The following is a 6632-nucleotide window of genomic DNA, read 5'->3' as shown; positions in this document are numbered from 1 at the left end:
ACACAGTGACTCCCGTGGGGAAAGGAAGGTTATCGATGAACAGAGTCGACCTGTCATAAATTCCATCATTGTCGACATCTCTCAGGAGTCGAACTTTTCCTCCTGGCTCAAAGTTCCCCGCGAGTCCAGACGGGTAGTCATGCATTTCGCAGACCCAAAGCGCCCCATCAGGTCCGAAATCGAAAGCGACTGGATCAATCGTCAACGGTTCGGCAGCGACAACCTGAGCAGTCCAGTCAGCTGGCAAAGTGAGACGGCTCAACGACTGTACCGGGGAAAGTGGAGGGAGACCGGCATCGGCCTTCGCCGTTTGTTTATTCTTGTAGGAGGCGGGAAGTAATCGAGTGATGGAATCGAAGATCAGCTGTTCCACTCCGGGGGCTAACTTGGCCGGTTTATTGTAGTAGGTCATTGCACTCCCACCTTCATATCCCCCTTCCTGAAGCACACGCTCAGAAGGGATATAGCAAGGAGTGTCGTTCGCATATGCCATCACCCAAACTCGTGTGGGATCAAATTCCTTGCGGAGGCGAATGGCGTAATCGACCACAACTTCACCAGGAAGAAAAACCATTCCTAAGCTCTCGCCAAACGTGATTGTTTGCACGGAGTACGGAACTGATGTCGCGAGTTCTTCGCCACGGTCAAGCGTGTCCAGTTGAACCTGAGCGTGATGCCCGATGTAACTGCCGACTTTGACTCGCTCTTCCCAATATGATCGAGGTGGTAGCTCAGCGAGTGGAAGATTGAAACGTTCAATGCGACCGGTCAGGGAACCTGAAATCGGTTTCATGGCATTTTTCAGCACACGATCAACTTCCGTAGCCAATTCCAATCCCTGCGATTGAGCGATATCGACTTTATCACCTGTGACCCCAGAAATCGGGTTCTGATCTGCCCCGCAACCAATTGAAATCATGCCGACGACACCGGGGTGCATACGCTCGATGGTTTCCGAAGCGAAGCCAGCCCAGTCTCCACCAACGAGATTATGAGAGAGCGTCACCGCATGACAGGCATACGTTGCCAGAACCGCGAACGGTTTTCCATCGGTCGACTTCGCAACAAGTACCGGCAAGCCGTGGTCAACTGGACCAGTTTCAGGGCTACGACGATTCTTCGAAAAGGCGACTTGTCCTGTTCCCCACCAAAGCTCGGCTGGCTGACGTGCTTTGAGCGCCGACCGTGAGACTTCGACCAGGTGTTCCGTCAACTCCTTTGTGTACTGATCAATATGTTTTTGATGCGCATCGGGAATCGGTTGCCCGAACAGTGTCGGGAGGATTCCTTTGAGCATCGGTGCTGTGTGGGTATGTGTCGTCGTGATTGCGAATTTCTCACGAGAGATTCCATCCTGTGCGAGTTGCTTCGAAACTTCGGTGACAACAGCATCCGAAATCCCGGTCGAATCCAAAGTGATCAAGATCGTTGGACCTTCTTCGTCGGTTCCGATCGCAAGCGCGCGTGCATAGATTGGAGACTGGATTCCTTCAGACTCTTCTCGACGAAATCCGAATCCGCTCAAGCGGACCGGCGTGTTGGGTGTCACGTCAGCCCGCGCAGCTCCAACAGAATAAACTTGTGGTGCGACGACAGCTTCATCAGCACCGAGCGAATTTTCCTCAAAGGCAAACAGCCCGAAGTAACCAACCAAGACTAGAAACAGCAATCTCTTTGTGAACATCGATTCAATACCTTTGAGGACCATTGAAGATGAGCGCGATTCTTCCCTTATGCACTCAATGCGATCAAAAGTATAGAGCCGTATTAGTGAACGATCTATGTTCCGGAGGCTGCCCGCTTTGAGAATTCGTCACCTGAATGAACAAATCCGGGATCGATTTTCACGCTCCAAATCCAAGCAAGCAGACATTGAAGTCGCGAAACAGATCTTCAAGGCGACGACAAGCAGTTCGTCTCCGGATAATCACCAGTGAAATCCGCACTCAAAAGATGCTGTTGATGGTGTCGATTACAAATTTCCAGCAGGCGTGTTCACTGCCAGGTCTTCGATCATCAATTTTGTTGCTGCTTCGACTCCGGCTTCCCATTTTTCTTCGCCGAATTCCTCAGCCAGTTTTCCACTGCGGAAACCGAAGATGATTCCCCGTGAAGAATTCACAATCGCTCCGAGACCATTGTGATCAAAAGCGCCTGCAACGTCAGCTGAGGTTCCCCCCTGGCTTCCGTACCCCGGAACTAACAGCGGTGTGTGTGGCATTCGCTTTCGAAGCTCATCAAGTTCTTTCGGATAGGTCGCACCGACGACGGCACCTATAGAACTATAGTCGTTGCCGTTTGCCATCTCCTGCGAGAGAGCTTCCACACGGTCAGCAACATTCTCAAAGAGTTTCGTCGCGTCTGTTTCACGATCCTGAAAATCGCCCGCCCCCGGATTGCTTGTCCGAACAAGCACATACAGACCAGCTTCGACCTCTTTTGCTCGATCCACAAACGGTTGCAGCGTATCGACACCCATGTAAGGATTGACCGTCAAACAGTCGGCCCCGAACGGAGCCGACTTTGCATCCTCGCCGGCGAGATAAGCTGCCGCATACGCCTGTGCGGTCGAGCCGATGTCTCCACGTTTGGCGTCACAAACGACAAGTAATCCAGCCTGTCGAGCTGCTTGAATGACGTTGCGCAAGGCGAGGACTCCCGCAGGACCACAAGCTTCAAAGAAAGCAGATTGCGGTTTCACTGCTGGGACCAGAGGAGCGACGACATCGATAATTCTTAAACAGAATTCTTCGAACGCTTTCGCCTGAATCTCTCCACATGTTCCTCCACTCGCATCTGCGGAATTTTGGATCTCGGCAGGGATCTGATCCCAACGTGGATCGAGTCCGACGAGTGCAGGAGTTTTCTTTTTTTGGATTGCCTGATGCAGACGCTCGACATAGGAGGCCATGTATGATCTTCCGCTTGATTTCAATTTGAGTGATTGAGAGTGATGCCATTCGGCTCAACAGATTCAGCCTGTCCGAGACAATAGAGATGGCTGTCCGTCCGAATGAAGAGTTGATTACCGGAGACAGCAGGGGTTGCCATCCCACCAGCACTTTCGAGACGATTCTCTGAGATTTTTTCGTACTTCTCGCCAGCCTGGAAGACTGTCACGAGTCCCTCTTCGTTGGTGATATAGTAATAGTCGCCAACACGAACAGGAGAAGCACTGAAGTTTCCGCCGATTCGCTCTTGCCAGTTTCGTTTCCCGGTTTGCAAGTTGTAGCTGGTCAGAATTCCTTCACCGGAGAGGACCAGGACGTTTTCGTCAGCAATGATCGGGGAAGGAACATAAGCGATATTGCGGCTGTTACTCCACTTCACGTGTGAGTCAGTAACGTCACCTGTGCCATCGGCCTGAATGCACATTGTCACTTTCTCGGAGTAGCCCCCACTCACGATGACATACGGGTCAGAAAACGCGACCGTGTTTGCGGTGACCGCTGAAGGGCCATCCACACGCCAGATTTCTTCACCAGTCTCAGGATTGTAACTGACAGTTCTTCCGTAGCCTTGTTGAATTAACTGTGGTTTGCCAGCCAAGGTTGCCACAACGGGAGTAGAGTAATTTCCATGCCTGCTCGTTGTTTCACGTCTGTTCCTCCAGGCGATTTTGCCAGTGGCTCGGTCCAATGCCGCGATGAAACCACCTCCACGACTGTCACCATTTACAATGACGAAGTTTTCATGGAAGGTCGGAGATGAACCGTAACCATGCTCTGACTTGAATTCTCCGGCGTCCACATCCCAGATCACATTTCCATCAAAATCAAGGGCAACAACCTGCAATCGATCATGGTTGGCGAAGGCTGTGAAAACAGAATGCCCATCACTTGCGGGAGTCGCAGAGGCATCGGAATTCTTGCGGTGTTTCTTTGAAATTCCGCCGGAATTGACAACGGTTGACCATTTTTGCTTCCCGGTTGTTCGATCAAAACAGATTACGGATTGCGTCTCCTGTTTTTCATCCGCATCCGTCAGGAAAACATCATCACCAACAATGCTCGGAGATGAATGCCCTCTTCCTGGGACTGGTGATTTCCAGATGACATTTTCCGTTTCCGACCACTTCAACGGCGCGGATTGCTCCGGGCTGAGACCGTTCTGGTGTTGACCGCGCCAGAGTGGCCAGTCCTGCTCACCAAAGCTGATTGGCTTTGCGATGCTGCTGACGTTTGGAGACGCCTTGATCGGTTCCACGTTCGGTGCCCCACCGCAACCGAAGAATACGGTGAGCGAACAAATTCCGAAGACAATCTTTTTCATGAATGTACTTCTACGCTAAATAATAAAATTCAGCAGCACACATCACAGACGAAGCGTGCTGCCGAATGGTTGAGGTTTATCGGGATTTCTTGGACCAGCTGTCCTTGAGTGAAACTGCTCGATTAAACACGAGAGCTTCTGGGGTTGAATCTTTTTGATCTCCGATGAAATACCCTTTGCGTTCAAACTGAACAGGAAAATCGTGCCCAGTTTCACCGAGTGATGGCTCCAGTTTGCACCCTTTAAGAACCGTCAACGACTCTTCATTGATCGAGTCTTTCCAATCAGTCCCTTCGGGAACATCGGCAACGTTTTCGATCTTTAACAAGTGGTCATACAACCGAACTTCAGCATCGACAGCACTCCCCGCATGCACCCAATGGATCGTTCCTTTGACTTTGCGCCCATCAGGTGAGTTCCCCCCTTTGGTTGCAGGATCGTAAGTGCAGTTGAGCTGAATAATCTCGCCATTTTCGTCTTTGACGAAGTCTTCGCACTTGAGGAAGTAAGCCCAGCGAAGGCGGACTTCTCGACCGGGACCAAGCCGGAAGAATTTCTTTGGAGGGTCTTCCATGAAGTCGTCTCGCTCGATGTACAGCTCTCGCCCGAATGGAATCTTCCGGCTGCCAGCGGATTCGTCTTCAGGATTATTAACAGCATCGAGTTGTTCAACTTGCCCTTCCGGATAATTTGTGATGACAACCTTGATTGGATCAAGGACAGCCATCCGTCTCTCCGCACGTTTATTGAGATCCGCTCGAAGTGCGTTCTCGAGAACAACCATGTCGGTCATTCCGTTGAATCGTGTGATCCCGATTTCTTCACAAAACTTGCGAATTGATTCGGGGGTGTACCCACGTCGACGCAATCCACTGATGGTCGGCATGCGAGGATCATCCCAGCCTTCGACCATCTTCCCTTCGACAAGCTCTAAAAGCTTGCGTTTACTCATGATGGTATGCGTGAGATTAAGTCTCGCAAACTCATATTGCTTTGAAGGGTAAATCTCCAGTTTCTCAATGAACCAATCATAGAGCGGGCGATGCGTATCGAATTCAAGCGTGCAAATCGAGTGCGTCACTTCCTCAATCGAATCGCTTTGACCGTGGGCGTAATCATACATCGGGTAGATGCACCACTTGTCACCTGTGCGGTGATGCTCAGCATGTCGAATACGATAGAGCAAAGGATCACGCAGGATGAGATGCTTGGAGGCCATGTCGATTTTGGCTCTCAGGACATGCTCTCCATCCTTGAACTCTCCGTCACGCATCTTCTTGAAGAGTGTCAGGTTCTCATCAACCGATCGATCTCGATGCGGACTTTCCGTCCCCGGTTCGTTGGCCGTCCCACGCTGGGTTCGGATGTCCTCAAACGATTGGCTATCTACGTAAGCCAGATCTTTTTTGATCAGGTCACATGCCCAGTCGTAAAGTTGCTCGAAGTAATCAGAAGTAAAATGGAGTGCGTCCCATTCGAAACCGAGCCAGCGGACGTCGTCCTGAATCGAATCAACGTATTCAGTATCCTCTTTCGTCGGATTGGTATCATCAAAACGCAAATTGCATTTGCCGTTGAATTGCCGGGCAATGCCGAAATTCAGACAAATCGACTTAGCGTGACCGATATGCAGATATCCATTCGGCTCGGGCGGAAACCGTGTCTGGACACGCCCGTTGTGTTTTCCGGATTCGATATCGTTGTTGATAATTTCGCGAATGAAATCCAATTTCGGGGATTCCGTTTCGTTGTGATCTGAAGCAGCGGACATCTGGTTCCTTCCTGAAGGCTCAATATGACAGGGGCGATTTTACAGAACTCACTACAGAACAAAAATGGACACTTGCCGAACTGTGCTCGAATCCATCAGAATTGATGCTCCAGAGCAGTTTCCTCTACCGTGTACCCGTTAAGAACGCATTTCTCTAGGAAAAATGCTGTTCGCCACGAGGTGGAATCTGCAAACCAATTCGAAAGATGCTCTAAAATGAAAGAAATGAACTTTCCAGTTTTAATTCAAAGTCAAACAACTGCACTCAGGCTCTCGTAGCTATGAGAACATGCTCCTTACAGAGGTTCGCCGCAAACTCAGGTGGGCTGTTTAGGCCTGCAGATTTACAAATGGAGGAGCATCGCAAGACCTCGTTTTACTAGAGCAGTTTGCTCTACCTTGTGCCCGTGAAGAACGTATTTCTCCAGTAAAAATGCTGTTCGCCACGAGGCAGAACCTGCAAACCAATTCGAAAGATGCTCTAGAGAAATCATCCAAATGTTTTGCAGAGGATCTTCGTATCGGATATCTTCTGATAAGGAAACTGGGCATCTCCTTTTTGAATTTTCACTTCGTTGAACTCCCTTTC

4 protein-coding genes are annotated in these 6632 nt (G+C 50.2%); all 4 read right to left on the bottom strand.

Translation table 11 applies throughout. From position 1 onward, the window contains the following. The coding region (locus tag ACN0YR_RS21910; protein ID WP_417851347.1) for a neutral/alkaline non-lysosomal ceramidase N-terminal domain-containing protein at positions 1 to 1684 on the bottom strand (1684 nt) is incomplete at its 3' end. A gap of 288 nt (positions 1685 to 1972) precedes the next feature. After that, positions 1973 to 2911, bottom strand: a complete 939-nt coding sequence (gene pyrF, locus ACN0YR_RS21905; protein WP_417851346.1) for an orotidine-5'-phosphate decarboxylase — start codon at positions 2909 to 2911, stop codon at positions 1973 to 1975. A 20-nt stretch (positions 2912 to 2931) separates the two neighbouring features. Beyond that, complete coding sequence (locus ACN0YR_RS21900) at positions 2932 to 4272, bottom strand: PQQ-binding-like beta-propeller repeat protein (protein WP_417851345.1); 1341 nt, start codon at positions 4270 to 4272, stop codon at positions 2932 to 2934. 76 nt (positions 4273 to 4348) lie between these two features. Further along, complete coding sequence (locus ACN0YR_RS21895; RefSeq protein ID WP_417851344.1) at positions 4349 to 6043, bottom strand: glutamine--tRNA ligase/YqeY domain fusion protein; 1695 nt, start codon at positions 6041 to 6043, stop codon at positions 4349 to 4351. Positions 6044 to 6632 lie beyond the last annotated feature (589 nt).

The sequence above is a fragment of the Thalassoglobus sp. genome, from assembly GCF_048270125.1.
In the GTDB taxonomy this organism is placed as follows: Bacteria; Planctomycetota; Planctomycetia; order Planctomycetales; family Planctomycetaceae; genus Thalassoglobus.
This window is presented reverse-complemented; position numbering and strand designations above follow the sequence as displayed.

Coding starts and splice junctions, on each gene's coding strand:
- pyrF (WP_417851346.1), bottom strand. CDS start 2,911: ATGGCCTCCTATGTCGAGCGTCTGCATCAGGCAATCCAAAAAAAGAAA.
- ACN0YR_RS21895 (WP_417851344.1), bottom strand. CDS start 6,043: ATGTCCGCTGCTTCAGATCACAACGAAACGGAATCCCCGAAATTGGAT.
- ACN0YR_RS21900 (WP_417851345.1), bottom strand. CDS start 4,272: ATGAAAAAGATTGTCTTCGGAATTTGTTCGCTCACCGTATTCTTCGGT.